The organism is Nonomuraea fuscirosea, assembly GCF_035917475.1.
Taxonomy (GTDB): domain Bacteria; phylum Actinomycetota; class Actinomycetes; order Streptosporangiales; family Streptosporangiaceae; genus Nonomuraea; species Nonomuraea fuscirosea.
The window spans coordinates 1,309,815-1,331,487 of record NZ_CP109074.1; the positions used below are offsets into that span (position 1 = coordinate 1,309,815).

Annotated in this window: 20 protein-coding genes and 1 tRNA gene; 16 read left to right on the forward strand and 5 right to left on the reverse strand. The window is 69.5% G+C overall.

Annotation, left to right across the window (positions count from 1 at the left end; translation table 11 throughout):
- Positions 1-16: 16 nt before the first annotated feature.
- Genes OIE67_RS05890 through OIE67_RS05905 form a run of 4 tightly spaced genes read left to right on the forward strand, consistent with a single transcriptional unit; the run spans position 17 to position 2,880 of the window.
- On the forward strand, positions 17-1,243 hold the full coding sequence (locus tag OIE67_RS05890; RefSeq protein ID WP_326637396.1) for a CynX/NimT family MFS transporter: 1,227 nt from the start codon (positions 17-19) through the stop codon (positions 1,241-1,243).
- On the forward strand, positions 1,240-2,070 hold the full coding sequence (locus OIE67_RS05895; protein WP_326637398.1) for an alanyl-tRNA editing protein: 831 nt from the start codon (positions 1,240-1,242) through the stop codon (positions 2,068-2,070). The genes OIE67_RS05890 and OIE67_RS05895 overlap by 4 nt, the downstream gene beginning before the upstream one ends.
- Before the next feature lie 59 nt (positions 2,071-2,129).
- On the forward strand, positions 2,130-2,345 hold the full coding sequence (locus tag OIE67_RS05900) for a helix-turn-helix domain-containing protein (protein WP_326637400.1): 216 nt from the start codon (positions 2,130-2,132) through the stop codon (positions 2,343-2,345).
- Between the two features lie 4 nt (positions 2,346-2,349).
- Positions 2,350-2,880, forward strand: coding sequence for a Clp protease N-terminal domain-containing protein (locus tag OIE67_RS05905; protein WP_326637402.1), 531 nt, complete (start codon positions 2,350-2,352; stop codon positions 2,878-2,880).
- Here the strand turns inward: OIE67_RS05905 and OIE67_RS05910 are convergent.
- Positions 2,877-3,791 (reverse strand): RNA polymerase sigma-70 factor, encoded by a 915-nt coding sequence (locus OIE67_RS05910; RefSeq protein WP_326637404.1) that lies wholly within the window; start codon positions 3,789-3,791, stop codon positions 2,877-2,879. The genes OIE67_RS05905 and OIE67_RS05910 overlap by 4 nt on opposite strands.
- Before the next feature lie 75 nt (positions 3,792-3,866).
- On the opposite strand from OIE67_RS05910, the gene OIE67_RS05915 reads away from it, so the two are divergent.
- Positions 3,867-3,939: transfer RNA gene (locus tag OIE67_RS05915), tRNA-Ala, on the forward strand.
- Between the two features lie 58 nt (positions 3,940-3,997).
- Here the strand turns inward: OIE67_RS05915 and OIE67_RS05920 are convergent.
- Positions 3,998-4,393 carry a VOC family protein gene (locus OIE67_RS05920; protein ID WP_326637406.1) on the reverse strand — a complete coding sequence of 132 codons (396 nt, stop codon included), beginning with the start codon at positions 4,391-4,393 and terminating at the stop codon, positions 3,998-4,000.
- 101 nt (positions 4,394-4,494) lie between these two features.
- Here OIE67_RS05920 and OIE67_RS05925 point away from each other — a divergent pair, with 101 nt between their 5' ends.
- The gene (locus OIE67_RS05925; protein ID WP_326637408.1) at positions 4,495-5,535 is read left to right on the forward strand and encodes a helix-turn-helix transcriptional regulator; all 1,041 of its coding nucleotides are present in this window, start codon (positions 4,495-4,497) and stop codon (positions 5,533-5,535) included.
- Positions 5,536-5,585: 50 nt separating this feature from the next.
- Here the strand turns inward: OIE67_RS05925 and OIE67_RS05930 are convergent, their stop codons facing one another.
- Together OIE67_RS05930 and OIE67_RS05935 are read right to left on the reverse strand one after the other, a co-directional pair.
- On the reverse strand, positions 5,586-5,771 hold the full coding sequence (locus tag OIE67_RS05930) for a DUF4236 domain-containing protein (RefSeq protein WP_106250418.1): 186 nt from the start codon (positions 5,769-5,771) through the stop codon (positions 5,586-5,588).
- A gap of 71 nt (positions 5,772-5,842) precedes the next feature.
- Complete coding sequence (locus OIE67_RS05935; protein ID WP_106250416.1) at positions 5,843-6,046, reverse strand: DUF4236 domain-containing protein; 204 nt, start codon at positions 6,044-6,046, stop codon at positions 5,843-5,845.
- 166 nt (positions 6,047-6,212) lie between these two features.
- Here OIE67_RS05935 and OIE67_RS05940 point away from each other — a divergent pair, with 166 nt between their 5' ends.
- Entirely contained in the window at positions 6,213-6,971 is a 759-nt protein-coding gene (locus OIE67_RS05940) for a metallophosphoesterase (protein WP_326637412.1), read from the forward strand.
- Between the two features lie 50 nt (positions 6,972-7,021).
- Here OIE67_RS05940 and OIE67_RS05945 read toward each other — a convergent pair whose 3' ends face one another.
- Positions 7,022-10,471 (reverse strand): alpha-L-arabinofuranosidase C-terminal domain-containing protein, encoded by a 3,450-nt coding sequence (locus OIE67_RS05945; RefSeq protein ID WP_326637414.1) that lies wholly within the window; start codon positions 10,469-10,471, stop codon positions 7,022-7,024.
- A 230-nt stretch (positions 10,472-10,701) separates the two neighbouring features.
- Between OIE67_RS05945 and OIE67_RS05950 the strand changes: the two genes are divergently transcribed.
- From OIE67_RS05950 to OIE67_RS05990, 9 genes are all read left to right on the forward strand, one after another.
- Positions 10,702-11,682 carry a LacI family DNA-binding transcriptional regulator gene (locus OIE67_RS05950; protein WP_326645231.1) on the forward strand — a complete coding sequence of 327 codons (981 nt, stop codon included), beginning with the start codon at positions 10,702-10,704 and terminating at the stop codon, positions 11,680-11,682.
- 76 nt (positions 11,683-11,758) lie between these two features.
- Entirely contained in the window at positions 11,759-12,748 is a 990-nt protein-coding gene (locus OIE67_RS05955; protein ID WP_106250411.1) for an ABC transporter substrate-binding protein, read from the forward strand.
- A gap of 184 nt (positions 12,749-12,932) precedes the next feature.
- Positions 12,933-14,387 carry a sugar ABC transporter ATP-binding protein gene (locus OIE67_RS05960; protein ID WP_326637417.1) on the forward strand — a complete coding sequence of 485 codons (1,455 nt, stop codon included), beginning with the start codon at positions 12,933-12,935 and terminating at the stop codon, positions 14,385-14,387.
- Positions 14,388-14,409: 22 nt separating this feature from the next.
- Positions 14,410-15,423, forward strand: a complete 1,014-nt coding sequence (locus OIE67_RS05965) for an ABC transporter permease (protein ID WP_326637419.1) — start codon at positions 14,410-14,412, stop codon at positions 15,421-15,423.
- Entirely contained in the window at positions 15,420-16,406 is a 987-nt protein-coding gene (yjfF, locus tag OIE67_RS05970) for a galactofuranose ABC transporter, permease protein YjfF (protein ID WP_326637421.1), read from the forward strand. Before OIE67_RS05965 ends, yjfF begins: the two co-directional genes overlap by 4 nt.
- Before the next feature lie 195 nt (positions 16,407-16,601).
- Positions 16,602-17,711: a multiple monosaccharide ABC transporter substrate-binding protein gene (chvE, locus tag OIE67_RS05975; RefSeq protein WP_326637423.1), complete on the forward strand. Its 1,110-nt coding sequence runs from the start codon at positions 16,602-16,604 to the stop codon at positions 17,709-17,711.
- Positions 17,712-17,768: 57 nt separating this feature from the next.
- On the forward strand, positions 17,769-19,298 hold the full coding sequence (gene mmsA, locus OIE67_RS05980; protein WP_326637426.1) for a multiple monosaccharide ABC transporter ATP-binding protein: 1,530 nt from the start codon (positions 17,769-17,771) through the stop codon (positions 19,296-19,298).
- Between the two features lie 5 nt (positions 19,299-19,303).
- Positions 19,304-20,563, forward strand: a complete 1,260-nt coding sequence (mmsB, locus tag OIE67_RS05985) for a multiple monosaccharide ABC transporter permease (protein WP_326637428.1) — start codon at positions 19,304-19,306, stop codon at positions 20,561-20,563.
- Between the two features lie 51 nt (positions 20,564-20,614).
- The gene (locus OIE67_RS05990) at positions 20,615-21,631 is read left to right on the forward strand and encodes a LacI family DNA-binding transcriptional regulator (RefSeq protein ID WP_245956510.1); all 1,017 of its coding nucleotides are present in this window, start codon (positions 20,615-20,617) and stop codon (positions 21,629-21,631) included.
- The last annotated feature ends 42 nt before the right edge of the window (positions 21,632-21,673 follow it).

The following is a 21,673-nucleotide window of genomic DNA, read 5'->3' on the forward strand; positions in this document are numbered from 1 at the left end:
GGAGGACCTTCCCAGCATGACCGTGCTCGCCCAAGAGTCCCGAGGCAGAACCGCCCCTTTGGCCTGGCTGCTCGTGCTGGGAATCGTGCTCGCCGCGCTCAACCTGCGCACCGCCGTCACCAGCGTCGGCCCGCTGCTCGATCAGCTCGCCGGCGCGCTCGGCATGTCGAGCGTCGGCACGGGACTTCTCACCACACTACCCGTGCTGGCCTTCGCCAGTGTCGGGGCCATCACCCCGAGCCTGGCCAGGCGGCTCGGCGAGCACCGTCTGCTGCTGCTGGCCCTGGTCACGCTGGGCGTGGGCCTGCTGGTCAGGTCGATGGTCGGCTCGGCCCCGGTGTTCCTGCTGAGCAGCGCGGTCGCGCTGTCCGGCGGGGCCGTCGGCAACGTGCTCATCCCGACGCTCATCAAGCGCCACTTCCCGGCCCGTACCGGGATCATGACCACCGTCTACACCACGGCCCTGGCGGCGGGCACCATGCTGGCCGCCGCCGCGACCGTGCCGATCGAGCGCGCGTCGGGGGACTGGCACATCGCGCTCGGCGTGTGGGCGGCGCTGGCCGCCGTCGCCGTCATTCCGTGGCTTGCGCTGCTGCGCAGTGAGCCGGAGCGGGACAGAGGCGGCCGGAACGTGGGCATGCGCCGGATGGTCGGGAGCAGGCTCGCCTGGATGGTGGCGATCTACTTCGGCACGCAGTCGATGATCGCGTACATCATGTTCGGCTGGCTCGCCTCGATCCTCACCGACAACGGCTACAGCACCTCGCAGGCCGGGCTGATCCTCGGCGTGTTCACCGCGCTGAGCATTCCCGTCTCGATCCTCGTGCCGCTGGTCGCCTCGCGCTTCCGCGATCAGCGTCCCGCCGTGGTGGGGCTCGTCGCGTTCTACGCGGTCGGCTTCGCCGGGCTGTGGTTCGCCCCGGCCTCCACGGCGATGGTCTGGGTGGTGTTCGTGGCCATCGGGATGGGCTCGTTCCCGCTGGCGCTGATGATGCTGGCGCTGCGCACCCGTACGCCGGAGGCCACGGCGGCACTGTCGGCGTTCGGCCAGAGCGCCGGTTACCTCATCTCGGGCGCGGGGCCGCTGCTGGTCGGCGTGCTGCGGGAGGCGACCGGCGGTTGGGCGGTGCCGTACGCGATGATCTTCGTCGTGCTGGTCGCGCAGCTCCTCACCGGCCTGTACGCGGGCCGCGACCGCTACCTGGAGGACGAACGGAGACCGGCTGGAACAATGACCGGGTGAAATCCACCGTCGTCACCTTCCCCAGCGGCCTGACCAGCGGCCGCTCCACGATCGCCGGGATCGTGCCGGTGGGGGACCGGCACGGTCTCGTCGTCGCCGAGACGCCGTTCCATCCCCTCGACCACACCTGGCCCGACCAGCCCGCAGACCGGGGCACGATCGGGGGCCTGCCGGTCGTCGACTGCGTGACAGGGGCCCAGTCGAACACCGGCGAGGTCTTCCTCGGCGCCGACATTCCGGTACGGAGAGGCGCCGAGGGCTGGGCGTGGCTGGTCGTCCACGTGAGCGAGGAGCCGCTGCCCGAAGGGGCGGAGGCGGACCTGGCCGTGGACCCGGCCTACCGGGCGGCGCTCTCGGCGGGTCACACCGCCTGCCATTTGGCGGCGCTCGCGCTCAACGCCGCGCTGGCCGGCCGCTGGCGCAAGGAGGTGCGGCCCGACTCGCTCGGCCGTCCCGACTTCGACCAGGCCGCGATCACCTCCTCGCGGATCGTGCCCGGCGGCAGCGTCGACGTCTATCGCCTGGGCAAGTCGCTGCGTAAAAAGGGCTTCTCGGCCGAGGACCTCGATCCCGCCGAGGTCGCCGGCCAGGTCAACGAGCGGTTGCAGGCGTGGGTGGCGGCCGGTGCGCCGGTCCGGCTGGAGGTGCCGGGGCCCGAGCTCACGGCCCGCAGGACCTGGCACTGCGCTCTGCCGGAGGGCGAGGCGTCCATCCCGTGCGGCGGCACCCATGTGAGCCGGACGTCAGAGCTGGCCGGGGTCGAGGTCTCCTTCTCGTACGCGCCGGAGGAGTCGGCCCTCACCATGCGGACCACCGTACGCGCCTGAGCTGATCGCTCTGTCAGCATCTGTTGACAAGCGGGTGCTTGTCAGCACATGCTGACACCATGGAAGTCACGGAGCTGGCCGAGGCGGCGGCGGGAAGCGATCCCGGCACGGGTCTGGCGGCGGTGGCCGCGCTCAGGGCCCTGCTGGAGGAGCTGGAGGCGGTGCACGTGTCCAGCGCCCGCGCCCAGGGCTGGTCGTGGGAGCAGATCGCCGACGCGCTCGGGGTGCGCCGCCAGTCGGCGCACCGCAAGCACGCCCGGCGGACGGGGAGGTAGGAGCATGTTCGCCAGGTTCACCCAGGACGCTCGCCGGGCCGTGGTCAGGGCCGGGATCCACGCCCTCGACGCCGGGCGGCCCGCGCTCGACGCCGGTCTGATGCTGCTGGGGGTGGCCGAGACCCGGCCGTTCTCGCTGAGTTCCTTCACCGCCACGGCGGACGGCGTGCGCGAACGCGTCGGCCTCGGCGACGCGCGGGCCCTGCTCGCCACGCTGGGCATCGACCTCGACGAGGTACGCCGCCGCACCGGGGCCGGCACGGACGACCCCGGACGGTGGACCCTGCGCCGCTCGGCCCTGCGTCCCCTCCGCGTCACCCTGTACGGGCCGCTGGGGGAGATCCCGCTCGCCATGCACGCCAGGAAGGTGATCGAGGTGGCGCAGTGGCGGCCGGGGCCGGTCACGGGAGAGCGGCTGCTGTGGGGCCTGCTGGCCGACCACCGCAACGGCGCCGCCCGGATCCTCCACGACACCGGCGTGGACCTGCGGGAACTGGCCCGCGAGGCCCAGATCCCCACCCACCGCGCCGCCTAGGCGGACGGGTCGTCGCCGGGCGGGACCGGTTGCAGGTGGGCGATCTTCTCCGGGTTGGCGATCAGGTAGATCGTCTCGATCCTGCCGTCCACCACCAGCAGCGTCATGACGGTGACCACGCGCCCGCCGGCCGAGACGGTCAGGGAGGGCGCGTTGTTCAGCATCGCCACCCCGAACGACAGATCGTGGATGTCCGCCATGCCGATCGAGGTCATGAAACGGGCGATGTTCACCGGGGAACTGATCGACATCAGGTAGCGGCTGACGTTGTCGGAGCCGGTGATGACCCGCAGCGCCGCCCTGGCCTTGCCGCCGCCGTCGGAGATGATGTTCACCTGGTCGGACAGCAGCTCGATCAGCCCGTCGACGTCGCCGACGGTGGCGGCCCTGATGAACCGCTCGGTGATCCGCCGCCGCTCCTCCTGGTCCACCTCGAAGCGGGGCCGCTTGTCGCGCACGTGGTCGCGCGCCCGCCGCGCGAGCTGCCTGGTGGCCGGCTCGGCCCGTCCGATGATCTCCGCGATCTCGGCGAACGGCAGGTCGAACGCCTCCCGCAGCACGAACACCGCCCGTTCGAGCGGCGACAACGTCTCCAGCACCACCATCAGCGCCATCTCGACGGAGTCGGCCAGCTCGGCGTGCTCGGCGGCGTCGGGGGTGGTGCCGATGGGCTCGGGCAGCCACGGCCCCACGTACGATTCGCGCCGCGACCTGGCCCAGCGCAGCCGGTCGATGGCCAGCCGCGAGGTCACCCTGATCAGGTACGCCTTGGGATCGTCGACGCCCGCCTCGTCCACCTTCGACCAGCGCAACCACGCCTCCTGCACCACGTCCTCGGCGTCGGCGACGCTGCCGAGGATGCGGTAGGCGACTCCGGTCAGCAGGCTTCGATGGTCGTCAAAGGTCGGCATAACTCCTAAGACGTATCATGCGGCTTTCGGCGTGACACGAGCGGTGCCGATCTCCGTTACACTTGTTGATCGCAAGGGGCTATGGCGCAGTTGGTAGCGCGCCTCCATGGCATGGAGGAGGTCTGGGGTTCGAATCCCCATAGCTCCACTCCCCTTCATATGACGGCGGTGCCCATCCCGGGGCGCCGCCGTTTCGCGTTGGCGCCTCACTCGCCGAGGACGGCCAGGTAGTGCGGGTTGCGCATGATCCCGAGGACGTTCCCGAACGGGTCCACCACCGACGCCGTGACGAAACCCTCGCCGTCGCCCTGGTGCGTGATCGGCTGATACTCCTTCGCGCCCATGCTCAGCAGCCGCTCGAAGGTGGCGTCGAGGTCGTCCACGTGCCAGTGCATGACCGCGCCCGCGGGCCGGTCCGTGGTGCCGGGCGGGGCGTACCGGCTGTCGATCAGGCCGAACTCGTGCTGGTAGTCGCCCAGGCGGAACTCGGCGTAGCCGGGCTTGCGGTAGTAGGGCTCGACGCCGAGGAACTCGGTGTACCAGGCCGTGGCGGCCTCCAGGTCGGCGGCCCAGAAGGTCAGGGTGGCGAATCCGCGGAGCATCTCGGTTTCCTCTCGTCCGGCGGTCTGTCCGGTGGTTCGAGACGATGATGCGCCTTCAAAGTGCTCATCGAATGACTACTTTTTCCGGGAGAATGGCGGGCATGCGAGCCGATCGACTGGTGGCCGCCCTGCTGCTCATGCAGGCGCGCGGCCGGGTGACCGCGGCGGAGCTGGCCGAGGAGCTGGAGGTGTCCGTCGCGACCGCGCGCCGCGACCTCGAAGCGCTGTCCACGGCTGGCATCCCCGTCTATCCGCAGGCGGGCAGGGGCGGTGGCTGGTCGCTGCTGGGCGGCGCGCGGACCGACCTCAGCGGGCTCACCGCGCACGAGGCGCAGGCGCTGTTCCTGCTCGCAGGACCGGCCGCGCCCGCCGCCCCCGAGGTCAGGTCCGCGCTGCGCAAACTGCTGCGCGCGCTGCCCCAGACGTTCAGGGCGGACGCCGAGGCCGCGGCGGGGGCGGTCGTCGTCGATCCCGTGCGCTGGGGCGAGCCGGAGAAGGAACGGCCCGCGCTGGTGCGCGTCCTCCAGGACGCGGTGGTACGGCGGCGCAAGGTCAGGCTCGCGTACGAGGGCCGGTCGGGGGGAGGGTCCCGGGGCGGGAACGGGGGCACGCAAGAGGGCCGGTCCGGGAACGGGTCCTCGGGTGCGGCCGGGAGCCGGGAGCGGACCGAGTGGCTGGTCGAGCCGTGGGGGCTCGTGGCCAAGGACGAGGTCTGGTATCTGCTGGCCGGGACCGAGCGCGGCCGGCGTACGTTCCGGGTGGACCGGATCGGCGGGGCCGTGGTGACGGAGCTGGAGTTCGAGCGGCCGGACGACTTCGCCCTCGCGCGGGAGTGGGAGGAGGTCGTCGCCGAGATGGAGCGGCGGCGTTCGACGGTCTCGGCGACCGTGCTCATCTCCGCCAGGTTCCTGCCCGTCCTGAGCCACCACTTCGGGCGTCACTGCGAGGTCGTCGGGGAGGAGGCGGACGGCCGGGTCAGGGTGCGGGTGGCCGCCCCCATGCCGCTGACGATCGCCGAGCAGCTGGCCGGGTGGGGCGCGCGGGTCGAGGTCGTGGAGCCGGAGACGGTCCGGGCCGAGCTGGCCAGGATCGGCGCCGAACTGGTCGAGCGCAACCGCCCCCGAGACGACTCGGGCGGGTGAAAGGGGACGGGCCGGAGGGTTTCCCCTCCGGCCCGTTCTATCTCAAGCGGTCAGCGACCGCCGAGGGTCCTGCGCCAGTGGAAGCCGCCGGGCAGGTTGACCGTCAAGGTCCGCCGCCCGTCCGCCGCCCGCGTCACCCGGAACAGCCGGTTGCCCCAGCTGTGTCCGACACCGCGGCGCGACAGGTTCAGCCGTAACGGACCGACCTTGATCGACTTGCGATAGCTCCAACCCATCGCTTTCCTCCAGAGATCGCGAGGAGGTCCCGCTACCCCGGAGACGGCGCGGCTACCGTTTTTCTCGCGATTCAGTAAGGTCCGTGATACCGGCGGGAGCCGAAGGTCTTACCCACGTGGAAGCCGCCCGGCAGCCGCACGGTCACGTGGCGGCGGCCGTCGGGGGTGGCCGAGACGTGGAAGCGCCGGTTGCCGAAGCTGGAGCCGACACCGTGCCGCGACAGGTTGATCCGGAACGGCCCGACCTTGATTGACTTGCGGTAGTGCCAGCCCATGTCGCTCCTCCGCCATGCGTACGCTCATCGGGAAGAACGTCCGGGACGACGGCCGGGTTCCCGGCGCCGGTGACACGCCGTCGGGGCCCGGCGCCCGGCGATCTCACATGCGGTTGGGACTCCCGGCGTACGGTGGTGGGCAGTCTGGACAGGAGGGACCCATCTGATGATCGTGATCGCGCATCTGAGCGACGTCCACATCGGCGCCACAGCTGAGAGCGCCGGGCGTTGCGACGCCGTCATGCGGTATCTGGACGCGCTGCCCGGCGACCTGGACGCGGTCCTCGTCACCGGCGACATCGCCGACCACGGGCTGCCCGCCGAGTACGAGGCCGCCGCCAAACTGCTCACTTCGCGCCATCCGATCGTGATCGGTCCCGGCAACCACGACCGCAGGCCGGAGTTCCGCCGCTTCCTGCTCGGCGAGGAGCCTGCGGGGGGTCCGGCGGAAGGACCGGTCAACCAGGTGCTGCACACCGGCAGGGCGGTCTACGCGATGTGCGACTCGTCCATCCCCGGCCGCGACGACGGTCACCTCGACGACGAGACCCTCGACTGGCTGGAAGGCGTGCTGGACGGCGCGGACCTGCCGGTGTTCGTGGCCTTCCACCATCCGCCGGTGACGCTGCAGAGCCCGCCGATCGACGCCATCAGGCTGCACGAGACCGGGCGGCTCGAACGGCTGCTGGCCGGTCGCGCCGGTGTGCCCGCCGTGCTGGTGGGCCACTCCCACATGGCCGCCGCCACCACGTTCGCCGGCCGGCCGCTGCTGGTGGGCGGGGGTGTGGTGTCCACGCTGAAGCTGCCGTGGGAGGGCGCCGTCAGCTTCGCCACCGGCATCTCCTACGACCAGCCGCCGATGCTCGCCTTCCACGTGCTCGACGACGACGGCCGGCTGACCACCCACTACCGCGTCGTTCCCTAGCCATATCGGTGTCCGGGGCGGGCTCGGTGAAGGGCCCGCCCCGGGCGTCGTCAGCGTTCGGTGAGCTCGATGAACGTCACCGAGTACGCCGGGAAGTCGTAGCTGAAGGCCGAGGAGAAGCCGTCCACCTGCCGCCGCCGCGGCGCGACCCGTTCCGGCTCGGCGATCGAGTTCATGTCCGACGGCGAGCCGGTCAGCGAGGTCACCGTGGCGGCCGGCCGGAACCGCGCGGAGCCGAGGTTCACCCGGGCGCGCACCGCCGTGTCCTGCGCGTTGACGACCTTGACCGTCACGTTCCGGCCGTCCCTGGACACCACCTGGTACAGCGGCTCCACCCGTGAGCTGTCCACGAACTCGTTGACCTTCTCCCCGTCCAGCCAGGTCGTGATCGTGCGCCCGCTGACCTGGACCTTCAGGCGGTAGTCGCGGCCCGTCTCGACGGTGTGGGAAGAGGTGGCGATGGAGGCCTTGCCGCCGTTGACCGCCTTCTCGACGGCGGATTGCGTGTTGCCCCAGCCGCCCACGTTCCACCAGTAGAAGTCGCCGGTGCCGCGCACCCCGAACATCACCAGGAAGCCCTCCGCGCCGGCCGTCTTGCGGGCGGTCACCTCCATCGTGTAGTCCGACCAGCCGGCCTCGCCCGCCGTCGATCTGGCGTCCTCGATCTGGGCGCTCTGCTCGTAGCCGCCGTCCCGCACGGCCCAGGTGCCCAGGCCGGGCGTCCAGCCGGCGGCTCCGGCGGAGAAGTCCTCGGACAGCAGCACGGTCCCGTCCGCCGCGGTCACCTTGACGTCGTCGTAGCGGACCGTGGTGTTCCACGCGCCCAGCCCGACGCCGCCGCTGATGTCGTCGACCGGCCTGACCTCGCCCTCGAACGTGCTCGGCACCACCCGCTCGCCGGCGTTCGTGGCGAACAGGCGCTGGACGTGGTAGCTCGGCGAGCCGTACGCCTGGTCGTTGTCGAACCAGATCAGGTCCGGCGTCCAGTCCACGTAGTCGACGTTGGCCAGCAGCGGCGCGTACGACGCCAGCCGCACCACGTCGGAGTTGCGCTCCAGCCCCGTCATGTACGCGGCCTCGGACAGCGCGTTGAAGAACGTGTTGCCCCTGGAGGCGTACTCGCCCACGAACACCTGGGGCCCTTCGCGGTCGTAGGAGTCGTAGCGGCGGGTGTTGGACAGGAACCAGTCGGTGTTGTTGTAGTAGTGCTCGTCGACCAGGTCGGCCTTCTGGTCGCGGGCGAACTGCCACATCCGGTCGAACCAGGCGCCCTGCGACGTCTGCCCCGAGTTGCTGATGATCTTTACCTTCGGATACCTGGCCCTGATCGCGTCGGCGAACTTGGGATAGTTCGCGAAGAACTCCGGATAGATCTCTTCGTTCCCGAGCCCGATGTACTCCAGCCCGAACGGCTTCGGATGCCCGAGCTCCGCCCGCTTCCCGCCCCAGACGGAGGTGACCGGCCCGTTGGCGAACTCGATCAGGTCCAGCGTGTCCTGTACCCATCGGGCCAGCTTCGCCTCGTCGGTCAGTGGCCGGTTCTCGCCGCACCCGTTCACGCCCACCGACAGCACCGGCAGCGCCTTGGCGCCGATGTCCTCGGCGAACTGGAAGTACTCGTAGTAGCCGATGCCGTAGCTCTGGTTGTAGCCCCAGAAGTTGAAGTTCGCCGGCCGCTCCTCGACCGGGCCGATCGTCTCCTTCCACTGGTAGATGCGGCGTCGGTCCTGGTTCGCGGAGTACGGCTCGTACGTGCCGACGTTGGTCACGCAGCCGCCGGGGAAGCGCAGGAACCGCGGCTCCAGCTCGGCGATCATCGTGGCCAGGTCGGTCCGCATGCCGTGCCCCTTGAAGGTGTCACGGGGGAACAGCGAGACCATGTCGAGGTCCGTCCGCCCGGCGGGCGCCCGCACGACCAGCCGGCCGGCGTCGGTGCCGCCCGAGGCGGTGAACGACGCCCGGTACCTGGCCCAGCCGCCGGCCCTGACCCGCAGTGTGGCCCGGCCGAGCACCGTGCCGCCGTCCTCGACCGTGACCGTCAGCGTGGCGGCCTGGGCCCGCCTGGCCCACAGCGACAGGTCGTAGCGCGCGCCCTTCTTCAGCGGCAGGCCGCGGTTGAAGCCGGCGTTGGCGGCCCCGGCCGTGCCCTCGCCGGTCACGTCCAGCCGCAGGTAGTTGCGGTTGGCGGCGTTCAGCGGTTGCTCGCCGGTGACGGTCAGGGCCGCGGTGGCGCCGCGCTCGACCTTGGTCCACGCGGTCAGCCCGGTGTAGGAGCTCTCGTCGGTGGCGTTGAACTCGAACGAGCGGTTCTGCACCAGCTCGGCGTAGAGCCCGCCGTCGGCGGCGTGGTTGATGTCCTCGTAGAAGACGCCGTACAGGTCGGGGCTGACCTTCGTGCCCTTCGCCCGCGTGTCCACGGTCAGCTCGCCCGCGGTGTAGCCCTCGATCCGGAACTTGGCCGCGTCCGTCCCCATGACGAGTCTCCCGCCGGAGACCGAGACGTTCCCGCCGCCCGAGGACACGGTGACCTTGCCGCCGCCGGCGTCCTTGAGCTGGAAGATCGAGCCGCGCGCGCTCAGCCGGACCGTGGCCGACGCCTCCAGGTATCTGCCGCTGGTCACGTCCTTGAGCTTGACCCCCGCGCCGCTGGGCTCGGCCGTGAGGGCCAGGCCGGTCATCGGCGCCTCGGCCGAGGCCCGCACCGTCCAGGAACGGTCGGCGGACAGGTACGGCCGCGCCGCCGCCCGCAGCGTGAACGTGCCCTCCGGCACCACGGGCCCGCCCTCGGCCGCCTTGATCGCGAGGTAGTCGAACGCGACCCGCATGGACGTCCCGTTCTGCGCCGACAGCCCGTAGAGCCCGACCTGCCCCACCGTGAGCCGGGCGGTCATCCTGGACGCCTGCGCCCACGCCGAGCCGTCCCAGTAGGAGGAGACGAACTCGTCGCCGGTCCTGGCCAGCTTGACGATCTCGGCGGCGGAGCCGGGCCTGGCCGCGAAGGCCGAGGTGAAGGCCGCGCCGACCTCGGTGGCCGTCTCGATCACCGGCCCCCCGGCGAACCCGACGTGGGCCGGCCCCGCCCGGACGTAGTTGTCCCAGTCCTGCCAGGCCAGCAGTCCCGCGCTCTGGAAGTCGAGCGCGACCGGCGCGCTGAGCTTGGTGACGATCTCGAAGTCGCCGTCGGGCACGTCCACGAGGAAGAGGTTCCTGGCGTTGTTGGTGCCCTGGTGGGTGTCGCCGGTCAGCGTGTCGAGCCGCAACGCGCCGTCCGACAGGCTGTAGCGGGAATCGTCCGGCGAGAGCACCGTCCAGTCCGCGCCGAGCGTGGAGCCGTCGAACTGGTCGACGACGGCGCCGTCCGGGATCGGCTCCGCGAGCGCGGACGCCACAGCGGAAGCCGGGGCCGAGGCCGGCGGGGATGGCGGCGGGGATGGCGGCGGGGATGGCGGCGCCACCAGTGACCCCGCGACGAGCAGCGCGGACAGGACGATTCGCGACATGAGTGGGGGGCTCCTCAACTGTTGTTAGCGTTAACAAATAAGTGAGCGTTAACAACGGCGATTCGCGACAAGTTAAGGACCACGCGCGGGCCCCGTCAAGGGGCCCTCCGTGTAACCCGACCGTAATCCGGCGGACCCTTGACGGGACGGGTTGTTAGCGTTCACAGTCGGGGCCAAGCCAGGAAGGGAGCATGGCCGTGGGATCCACCCTGGGGCGCCGCCTGCCGGTCATGGCCGATGTGGCCAAGGAGGCCGGCGTGTCGCATCAGACGGTTTCACGCGTGCTCAACGATCATCCGAACGTACGCAGCGAGACCCGCACCCGGGTGCTCCAGGCGATCGACAAGCTCGGCTACCGCCGTAACCTCGTCGCCCGCGCCCTGGTCACCAAGCACTCCAGGACGCTCGGCGTGGTCAGCTTCGACACCACGCTGTACGGCCCGGCCAGCACCGTCTACGGCATCGAGCAGGCGGCCAGGGCGGCCGGCTACTTCGTCAGCATCGTCAGCCTCAAGTCGATCGACAGGGCGGGCGTGCGCGACGCCCTCGACTACCTGGCCGACCAGGGCGTGGACGGCATCGTGGTGGTCGCGCCGCAGCGCTCGGCCGCCTGTGCCCTCGACGACCTGCCGCTCGGCGTCCCGACGGTGGCCGTCGAGGGCGGGGAGGCGGGCGGGGTGCCGGTGGTCAGCGTGGACCAGGTCGAGGGAGGCAGGCTCGCCACCGAGCACCTGCTCTCGCTCGGCCACGAGACGGTCTGGCACGTCAGCGGTCCCTCCGACTGGCTGGAGGCCGAAGGTCGCGTGGCCGGCTGGCGGGCCGCGCTGGAGCAGGCGGGCCGCGAGGCCCCGCGCCCGCTCGCCGGGGACTGGAGCCCTCGTTCCGGATACGAGGCGGGGCGCAGCCTGGCGAGCATGAGGAACGTCACCGCGGTCTTCGTCGCCAACGACCAGATGGCGCTCGGCGTACTGCGGGCGTTCACCGAGCAGGGGGTGAGAGTGCCCGAGCGGGTGAGTGTGGTCGGTTTCGACGACATCCCCGAGTCGGAGTTCTTCTCGCCGCCGCTCACGACCATCAGACAGGACTTCGGCGCGGTGGGCAGACACAGCATCGAGGTTCTCGTACGGCAGCTCGAAGGCGGTCCGCAGGAGCGGGAGCGACTCGTGGTGCCGCCGGTGTTCGTCGCCAGGGCCAGCACGGCCCGGGCCTGACGCCGTAACGGAAGGCAGGACGCGCTGGCGCCCGACCAGGGTTGTTAGCGTTCACACCCAGAGAGGAACCCCCCACGTGTTAAAGAGGATCTCGGCGTTGGTGCTGGCCGGGCTCACCGCCCTGGCGGTGACGTCCTGTGGCAGTGGCAGTGGCGGTACCACGAGCGCGAGCAGCGGTGGCGGCGACAGCACGGTCACGATGGGCTTCTCCCAGGTCGGCGCGGAGAGCGGCTGGCGGACCGCGAACACCAAGTCCGTGCAGGAGTCGGCCAAGACCGCGGGCATCACACTCAAGTTCTCCGACGCCCAGCAGAAGCAGGAGAACCAGATCAAGGCCATCCGCTCCTTCATCCAGCAGCGGGTGGACGTCATCGCCTTCTCACCGGTGGTGGAGTCGGGCTGGGACCCGGTGCTCAAGGAGGCCCAGAACGCGAAGATCCCGGTCATCCTGACCGACCGCGCGGTGGACTCCAAGGACACGACCCTCTACAAGACCTTCCTCGGCTCCGACTTCATCGAGGAGGGCAAGAAGGCCGGTCAGTGGCTGGTCGAGGAGTACAAGGACTCGACGGACAAGGTGAACATCGTCGAACTCCAGGGCACCACGGGCTCGGCTCCCGCCAACGACCGCAAGGCCGGCTTCCAGGAGGTCATCGGGGCGGACACGAAGTTCCAGATCGTCGCCACGCAGACCGGTGACTTCACCCGGGCCAAGGGCAAGGAGGTCATGGAGGCGTTCCTGAAGTCGACCCCGGACATCGACGTGCTCTACGCGCACAACGACGACATGGGCCTGGGCGCGATCGAGGCCATCGAGGGCGCGGGCAAGGTGCCCGGCAAGGACATCAAGATCATCACGGTGGACGCGGTCAAGGACGGCATGCAGGCGCTCGCCGACGGGAAGATCAACTTCATCGTCGAGTGCTCCCCGCTGCTCGGCCCGCAGCTCATGGACCTGGCCAAGAAGGTCGTCAAGGGCGAGGAGGTGCCGGCCCGCGTGGTGACCGAGGAGACCACGTTCACCCAGGACCAGGCCAAGCAGGCCCTCCCCAGCCGCCAGTACTGAGTTTTTCGCGAGGGAGTGCCGTCGCCTGGAGGAGCGGAGGGAGCGCAGCGACCGGAGTGGGGGAAGGCGGCGGCATCTGGCGACCGAGCCCGCCGCACGAAGTGCGGCAAGTAGATAGGGATAGCGAATGGATATGCCTGTGCCGGTCTTGACCATGCGGGGGATCGGTAAACAGTTTCCGGGCGTGAAGGCCCTGGACGGTGTGGACCTGCGGCTGCTGCCCGGTGAGGTGCACGCGCTCATGGGAGAGAACGGCGCGGGCAAGTCCACCCTCATCAAGGTGCTCACCGGCGTGCACCCGGCCGACGCGGGCACGATCGAGCTGGCCGGCGCGCCGGTCGCGTTCGGCAGCCCGCTGGAGGCGCAGCAGGCCGGGATCAGCACCGTCTACCAGGAGGTCAATCTCTGCACGAACCTCTCGGTGGCGGAGAACATCCTGCTCGGCCGCGAGCCGCGCCGCTGGGGGCGGATCGACTGGAAGCGGATGCGGGCCAGGGCGGGCGAGCTGCTGTCGCGGCTGGAGCTGAGCCTGGACGTGTCCGCGCCGCTGTCGACGTACTCGCTGGCCATCCAGCAGATGGTGGCCATCGCGCGGGCGATCGACGTGGACGCGCGGGTGCTGATCCTGGACGAGCCGACCTCCAGCCTGGACGCCGACGAGGTGCTGCAGCTGTTCCGGGTGATGCGGCGGCTGAAGGAGGAGGGCATCGCGATCCTGTTCGTCTCGCACTTCCTCGACCAGGTGTACGAGATCTCCGACCGGATGACGATCCTGCGCAACGGCCGTCTTGTGGGCGAGTTCATGACGGAGCGGCTGCCGCAGGTCGAGCTGGTCGCCAAGATGATCGGCCAGGAGCTGGCGGCGCTGGAACGGCTGCACGGCGAGGCCAAGGTGTTCGACCGGCCGCTGATCGAGGCGCGCGGCCTCGGCCGGGCCGGTGCGATCGAGCCGTTCAGCCTGACCGTGCACGAGGGCGAGGTGGTGGGCCTGGCGGGACTGCTGGGCTCGGGCCGTACGGAGATCGCGCGGTTGTTGTTCGGCGCCGACCACGCCGGCACGGGCGAGATCACGGTGAGCGGTTCGCCGGCGTCGTTACGCACGCCGCGCGCGGCCATGACGCACAAGATCGCGTTCTGCTCGGAGAACCGTAAGGAGGACGGGCTCATCCCTGACCTGACCGTGCGCGAGAACATCATCCTGGCCCTCCAGGCCACCAGAGGCTGGACCAGGCCGGTTCCGCGCGAGCAGCAGGACGAGCTGGTCGGCCGCTACATCAAGGCGCTGAAGATCAGCCCGCCCAACCCCGAGCACCTGGTGCGCAACCTGAGCGGCGGCAACCAGCAGAAGGTGGTGCTGGCCAGGTGGCTGATCCTGGAGCCCAGGCTGCTCATCCTCGACGAGCCCACCCGGGGCATCGACGTCGGGGCGAAGACGGAGATCCAGCGGCTGGTGGCGGAGCTGTCGGACGGCGGCGTGGCGGTGCTGTTCATCTCCGCCGAGCTGGAGGAGGTGCTGCGGCTCAGCCACAAGGTCGAGGTGCTGCGCGACCGGCGGCTCGTCGCCGAACTGCCCAACGACGAGGCGCTGACCAGCGACGTGCTGATGGAGACGATCGCGAGCGGAGGTCGGGCGGAATGACGGCGAGCGGAGGGCGTGCCTCATGAGGCGTCTGCTGTGGCCGGTGGTGGTGCTGGTCCTGTTGCTGGCCCTGAACGTGTTCTTCTCACCCGGCTTCTTCTCGATCCAGGTGCGCGACGGGCACCTGTACGGCAGCCTGATCGACATCCTGCGCTTCGGCGCCCCGCTGATCCTGGTCTCGCTCGGGATGACGCTGGTCATCGCGACCGGGGGCATCGACCTGTCGGTGGGATCGGTGGTGGCGATCTCGGGCGCGCTGGCGTGCCTGCAGATCAGCCAGGACGCCAGCCTGTTCACCGCCGTGGCGCTGGCGCTCGGCCTGAGCCTGGTGCTGGGGGCGTGGAACGGGTTCCTGGTCGCCGGCATCGGGATCCAGCCGATCATCGCCACCCTCATCCTCATGGTGGCCGGCCGCGGGCTGGCGCAGCTCATCACCGACGGCCAGATCATCACCGTCAACAGCCCGGCGTACAAGGTGATCGGCGGCGGCTACTGGCTGACCGTGCCGTTCGGCATCCTGATCGTGCTGGCGGTGCTGGCCGTCACCGCGTTCCTGACCAGGCGGCTGGCGCTGGGCATGCTGATCGAGTCGGTCGGCGGCAACGCCGAGGCGAGCCGGCTGGCCGGCATCAGGGCGCGCGGGATCATCATCATGGTGTACGCGTTCGCCGCGCTGTGCGCGGGCGTGGCCGGGTTGATGATCAGCTCGAACGTCTCCAGCGCCGACGGCAACAACGCCGGCCTGTGGATCGAGCTGGACGCGATCCTGGCCGTGGTGATCGGCGGCACGGCGCTGTCCGGCGGGCGGTTCTCGCTCGGCGGAACGGTGCTGGGCGCGCTCATCATCCAGACCCTGACCACGACGATCTACTCGATCGGCGTGCCGCCGGAGACCACGCTGCTGTTCAAGGCGCTGGTGGTCACGGCGGTGTGCCTCATCCAGTCCCCGTCCTTCCGCGCGAAGGCGTTGCGAAGGAGGGGCCGGGCCGCCGTGCCGGGCCCGGCGTCCGAGGAGAAGGTGCGGGTGAGCCTGTGAGCACGCTGACACTGGGCGGCCGGACGGCGGTGCCGGCCAAGTATCTGCCGGTGCTGGTGACCGGCTGCCTGTTCGTGGCCATGTTCGCCGTCGGCGGGTTCCGCTACGAGGGGTTCGCCAGCGGGCAGGTGATCCTCAACGTCTTCATCGACAACGCCTTCCTGCTGGTGGTGGCGGTCGGGATGACGTTCGTGATCCTGACCGGCGGCATCGACCTGTCGGTGGGGTCGGTGGTGGCGCTGTCCACCATGATCTCGGCCAGCCTGATGGAGGGGCCGGGGTGGCCGCCGTACCTGGTGATCCCGCTGGTGCTGGCCATCGGGTCGGGGCTGGGGCTGGTGATGGGTTACATCGTGCACGCCTTCGACATCCAGCCGTTCATCGTGACGCTGGCGGGGATGTTCCTGGCGCGGGGGCTGTGCTACACGATCGGCACCGACTCGATCCCGATCCACGACCCGACGTTCACGGCGTTCGCGCAGACCAGGATCGATCTGTTCGCCGATCTGTGGATCTCCCCGAGCGTGGTCATCGCGGTGGTGGTCGTGGTGGTGGCGGCGTACGTGCTGCACTACACCCGCTTCGGCCGCTCGGTCTACGCGGCCGGCGGCAGCGAGCAGTCGGCGTTGCTCATGGGGCTGCCCGTGGGCCGGACCAAGATCACCGTCTACACGGTGAGCGGGTTCTGCTCGGCGCTCGGCGGGGTGCTGCTGTCGTTCTACATGCTCTCCGGTTACGGGCTGCACGCCGCGGGCATGGAGCTGGACGCGATCGCGGCGGTGGTCATCGGCGGGACCCTGCTGACCGGCGGCAGCGGCTTCCTGTTCGGGACCGTGCTCGGCGTGCTCGTGCTCGGTCTGATCCAGACGATTATCATCTTCGAAGGGACACTCCTGTCTTGGTGGACCAAGATCTTCATCGGAATGTTGTTGTTCGTCTTCATCCTGCTGCAGCGCCTGTTCTCTGCCCGTTCACGGCGCTGACCTGCGCGAAAGTTACTTGAAAGTTTCCGTCGGGTTATGGTTGAACGTTGACACAGTCGTTGTTAGCGATAACAATCAGCCTGAACCGGGTGTGAACTTTGTTCTGATTCGTCACGTTCTGTGATCGAAAATCCTTCGCTATACCGGCAGGCGCCACGTCCAGCGCCGCCGCGACCCCCATGGAAAGGGATGCACATGAGGTTGGGACGGATCGGGGGCGTGGTGTCAGCCATCGCGCTCGCCGCGACCATGACGGCCTGTGGCTCCAGCACCAAGACCGTGGACGCCGAGGCTTCGAGCTCGGCCGCCGCAGGCAACGCGGGGGCTCTGATCGGCGTCACGATGCCCACGAAGTCCTCCGAGCGCTGGATCCACGACGGCGACAACGTCAAGAAGCAGCTGGAGCAGCTCGGTTACAAGGTCGACCTCCAGTACGCGGAGAACGACATCCCGACGCAGGCCAACCAGATCGAGAACCAGATCACCAAGGGCGCCAAGCTCCTGATCATCGCCTCGATCGACGGCACCGCGATCACCTCGCAGCTGCAGCAGGCCGCCGACGCCAAGATCCCGGTCATCGCCTACGACCGGCTGATCCGCAACAGCCCGAACGTCGACTACTACGCCACCTTCGACAACTTCAAGGTCGGCGTGCAGCAGGCCAGCTCGCTGCTCAAGGGCCTCGGCGTCGATGACGGCAAGAAGGGCCCGTTCAACGTCGAGCTGTTCGGCGGCTCGCCCGACGACAACAACGCCACCTTCTTCTGGAACGGCGCCATGTCGGTCCTCCAGCCGAAGATCGACGACGGCACCCTGGTGATCAAGAGCGGCCAGACCGACTTCAAGCAGGCCGCCATCCTCCGGTGGGACCCCGCCACCGCGCAGAAGCGCATGGAGGACATCATCACCAAGACCTACACCGGCAGCACCAAGGTCGACGGCGTGCTGTCGCCGTACGACGGCCTGTCCATCGGCATCCTGTCGGCGCTGAAGAGCTCCGGCTACGGCAAGCCGTACCCGATCGTGACCGGCCAGGACGCCGAGCTGCAGTCGGTGAAGTCGATCATCTCCGACGAGCAGTACTCCACCATCTTCAAGGACACCCGCAAGCTCGCCGAGCAGACGGTGAAGATGGCCGACGCCGTGCTCAAGGGCGGCCAGCCCGAGGTGAACAACACCAAGGACTACGAGAACGGCAACAAGGTCGTCCCCTCGTACCTGCTCGACCCGGTGATCGTGGACAAGAGCAACTACAAGGACGTCATCATCGGCGGCAACTACTACACCGAGGACCAGCTCAAGTAAGGGCCCGCCCCGGGGACGCAGACCGCGTTCCCGGGGTTCTCCCTGAGCGAGGGGCATATGACCGAGCACATCTTGCGGATGAGCGGGATCACGAAGACGTTCCCCGGCGTCAAGGCGCTGCAGGACGTCAACCTGTCGGTCCGGCGCGGTGAGATCCACGCCATCTGCGGCGAGAACGGCGCCGGCAAGTCGACGCTGATGAAGGTGCTGTCCGGGGTCTACCCGCACGGCGACTACGAGGGCGAGATCCTTTTCGAGGGCAAGCGCTGCGAGTTCGGCGGCATCCGCGACAGCGAGCACGCCGGCATCGTCATCATCCACCAGGAGCTGGCGCTCAGCCCGCAGCTGTCGATCGCGGAGAACATCTTCCTCGGCAACGAGCGCGCCAGGCGCGGCGTCATCGACTGGAACCGCACCAACTACGAGGCCGCCGCGCTGATGAAGCGGGTGGGGCTGCAGGAGAACCCGACGACCACGATCGCCGACATCGGCGTGGGCAAGCAGCAGCTCGTCGAGATCGCCAAGGCGCTGTCGAAGGAGGTGCGGCTGCTCATCCTCGACGAGCCGACGGCCGCGCTCAACGACGACGACTCGGCGCACCTGCTCGACCTGCTGCGCGGGCTGCGTGACGAGGGCATCACCTGCGTGATCATCTCGCACAAGCTCAACGAGGTGATCGCCATCGCCGACTCCGTCACGATCATCCGTGACGGCCGCACGATCGAGACGCTGGACATGGCCGGCGACCACGTCACGGAGGACCGCATCATCTCCGGCATGGTCGGCCGCGCCCTCGACAACCGCTTCCCGCCGCACGAGCCGACCATCGGCGACGAGGCGCTGCGGATCGAGGACTGGACCGTCTACAGCCCTAGCCAGCCCGGCCGCAAGGTCGTCGACAACGCCTCGCTCACGCTGCGGCGCGGCGAGATCGTCGGACTGGCGGGGCTGATGGGCGCCGGGCGCACCGAGCTGGCCATGAGCGTCTTCGGCCGCGCGTGGGGCGTGCACATCTCCGGCAAGCTCTTCAAGGACGGCAAGCCGATCGACGTCCGCAACGTGCAGGACGCGATCAGGCACGGCATCGCGTACGCCACCGAGGACCGCAAACGCTACGGGCTCAACCTCATCGAGGACATCAAGCGCAACATCAGCGCGGCCGGGCTGACCGGCCTGTCCAAGCGCGGCTGGGTCAACGAGAACGAGGAATACCGGGTCGCCGAGCAGTTCCACAAGAGCATGAACATCAAGGCTCCCAGCGTGGACAGCGTCGTCGGCAAGCTGAGCGGCGGCAACCAGCAGAAGGTCGTGCTGTCGAAGTGGATCCTCACCGAGCCGGACGTCCTCATCCTCGACGAGCCCACGCGCGGCATCGACGTCGGCGCCAAATACGAGATCTACACGATCATCAACCGGCTGGCCGACCAGGGCAAGGCCGTACTGGTGATCTCTTCCGAGCTGCCTGAGCTGCTCGGCCTGTGCGACCGCATCTACACGCTCTCGGAAGGTCGCATCACCGGCGAGGTTCCCCGCCAGGAGGCCACCCAGGAAAGCCTCATGCATCTCATGACCAAGGGACAGGAGTAGCTTCGATGAGCAGCATCACGCCCGCCGACGTCAAAGTCGGCACCACGGGCGACGGAGGAGGGCCGCGGCAGCCGGGCCGGGTGTCTCTGGGCGGCGTCTCGCTCAACCTGCGATCCAGCGGCATCTACATCGCCTTCGCGCTGATCATCGTGCTGTTCTCGGTGCTGACGGACGGCGCGCTGCTCACGCCGCAGAACATCTCGAACATCATCGTCCAGAACTCCTACGTCCTGATCCTCGCGATCGGGATGATCCTGATCATCATCGCCGGGCACATCGACCTGTCGGTCGGCTCGGTGGTGGCGGTCACGGGAGCGCTGGCCGCGGTGCTCATGGTCAACATGGGCTGGCCGTGGCCGCTGGCCCTGCTCGCCACGCTGGTGGCCGGCGCCCTGATCGGGGCCTGGCAGGGCTACTGGATCGCCTACTTCGGCATCCCGGCCTTCATCGTGACGCTGGCCGGCATGCTGCTGTTCCGCGCGCTGACCCTCACCGTCCTGGGCAACCAGGGCATCGGCCCGTTCCCGGACCAGGTCCGTACGCTGGCCAACGGCTTCACCAACGGCTATCTCGGCAACGTCGGCCTCGGCGCGCTCGGCGGCGCCGACCTGTTCAGCCTGCTGATCGGCGTCGTCGCCATCGCCGGCATGGTCGCGGCCCAGTGGCGCACCAGGGGTGCCCGCAAGGGCTACGGCCAGTCGGTCGAGCCGATGGCGCTGTTCGTGCTGAAGATGGCGGCCGGTGCCGCGCTGATCCTCTTCCTGGTCGTGCAGCTGGCCCGGTTCAAGAACCTGCCGTGGGTGCTGGTGCTGCTGGCGATCCTCGTGCTGGCGTACTCGCTGATGGCCAACCGCACGGTCTTCGGCCGGCAGATCTACGCCATCGGCGGCAACCTCCAGGCGGCGGTCATGTCCGGCGTGAAGGTCAAGTCGGTGGTCTTCTGGATCTTCGTCAACATGGGCGTGCTGTCGGCCATCGCCGGCATCATCTTCGCCGGCCGGCTCAACCAGGCGGGCCCGACGGCGGGTAACGCGTTCGAGCTGGACGCCATCGCGGCGGCCTTCATCGGCGGCGCGGCCGTGCAGGGCGGCGTCGGCAAGGTCGTGGGCGCCATCACCGGTGGTCTGATCATGGCGGTCATCAACAACGGCATGTCCCTGATCGGCTCGCCCAGCGAGCGGGTCATGCTCGTCAAGGGCGCGGTGCTGCTGGCGGCGGTCGCGTTCGACGTGTGGACCAAGCGCAGGGCAGGCGCCGCCCGCTAGGTAGGATCCCGGAAGCTCCGGTGATCGGGAGCTCCAGCGAAAGGAGAGACCGTGACGACCCCCAAGCGCCGCCTGCCGGTCATGGCCGACGTGGCCAAGGAGGCGGGCGTGTCGCATCAGACGGTCTCCCGGGTGCTCAACGACCACCCGAACGTCAGGGCCGACACCCGCGCCAGGGTGGAGGCGGCGATCTCCCGGCTGGGCTACCGGCGCAACCTGGTAGCCCGCGCCCTGGTCACCAAGCGCTCCAGGACGCTCGGCGTGGTCAGCTTCGACACCACGCTGTACGGCCCCGCCAGCACCATCTACGGCATCGAGCAGGCGGCCAGGACCGCGGGCTACTTCGTCAGCATCGTCAGCCTGAAGTCGCTCGACACGAACAGCGTGCGCGACGCCATCGACTACCTCGCCGAGCAGGGGGTGGACGGCGTGGTGGTGGTCGCGCCGCAGCGCTCGGCCGGGCGCGCCCTGGAGAACCTGCCCGTCGGCATGCCGGCCGTGGCGGTCGAGGGCACGCACCGCGCCGACGTGTCCGTGGTGTGCATCGACCAGATGGAGGGCGCCAGGCTGGCCGTACGGCACCTGCTCGACCAGGGCCACGAGACGGTCTGGCACGTCAGCGGCCCGGCCGACTGGCTGGAGACCGAGGGCCGGCTGGAGGGCTGGCGCGCGGCGCTGATCGAGGCGGGCCGGCCGGTGCCCGAGCCGCTGGCCGGTGACTGGAGCCCGCGGGCCGGTTACGAGGCCGGCATGAGCCTGGCCGCGATGGACGACGTCACGGCCGTCTTCGCGGCCAACGACCAGATGGCGCTGGGCGTGCTGCGGGCCCTGTCGGAGAAGGGCGTGCCCGTTCCCGGGCGGATCAGCGTGGTCGGTTTCGACGACATCCCCGAGTCGGAGTTCTTCTCGCCGCCGCTGACCACGGTCAGGCAGGATTTCGACGTGGTGGGCCGGCACTGCATCGAGGTGCTGCTGCGGCAGATCGACGTGGGGCCCACCGCGTACGAGCGGCTGGTCGTGCGGCCCAGCTTCGTGGTGCGGTCGAGCACCGCCGCGGTCAGTAGATGATGGGCATGCCCCCGGACAACCCTGGAGTTCAATGTGAACGCT